General features: G+C 63.0%; 1 pseudogene. It reads left to right on the forward strand.

The annotated features are described in order from the left end of the window. Window positions 1-933: pseudogene (locus HV796_RS42795) on the forward strand (IS30 family transposase); the annotation flags it as partial.

Raw genomic sequence — 933 nt, forward strand, 5'->3', positions numbered from 1 at the left:
TGAAGAGCGCCTGACCATTGCAAGCCTGCATCTGCAGGGTTCGAGTATCCGGGCCATGGCCCGGATACTCGGGCGCTCGCCGGCCACCGTGAGTCGTGAACTGACGCGAAACAGCTGTTCTGCCGGCTACGCGTCGGTGCTGGCTGAAGCGTTCAGCGCCGCGCGCCGGAGCGCGGGTCGCCGTCCCGCAAAGCTCTGCCTGCAAGGTGTCTGCTGGCGTGTCGTTCTCACGCTGCTCGAGTGGAAATGGTCGCCCCAGCAGATATCGGCCACACTGATTATCCGACCGACCCGACCCAGCAGGTTTCACACGAAACCATCTACGCACCGAAGGAAGTCCCCTTGGGGGACACGGCCATCTATGCCCAGCCGCGTGGCGAACTGCGCCGTCAGCTCATTGCGTGCTTGCGCCACGGCCACAGCACGCGCATGCCGCGCACACGGGGCAATGACCGGCGCGGACAGATTCCCGACATGGTCAGCATTCATCTGCGAGCGCCTGAAATCGAAGACCGACTGCTGCCTGGACACTGGGAAGGCGATCTCATCAAAGGTGCCGGCAACCAGTCCGCCGTCGGCGTTCTGGTCGAACGGACCAGCCGCCTGGTGCTGCTTGCCAGGATGGAAGACGCCACCGCCGCGTCCGCGCTGGCGGGCTTCTCTGCCAAACTCAATTCGATTGCCGCACCACTACGGCAGAGCTTTACCTACGACCAGGGCAAAGAAATGTCGCGGCATAAGGAACTGACCACCTCAACCGGCGTGAACGTGTACTTCTGCGAACCGCACAGTTCCTGGCAACGCGGCACCTGCGAGAACACCAACGGGCTGCTGCGCCAGTATCTGCCCAAAGGCACGGACCTCCCGGTCTACAGTCAGGACGAACTCGATGCAATTGCCGACAGTCTGAACAGCAGGCCACGCGCGACTCAC

The sequence above is a fragment of the Paraburkholderia humisilvae genome, assembly GCF_902859855.1.
In the GTDB taxonomy this organism is placed as follows: Bacteria; Pseudomonadota; Gammaproteobacteria; order Burkholderiales; family Burkholderiaceae; genus Paraburkholderia; species Paraburkholderia humisilvae.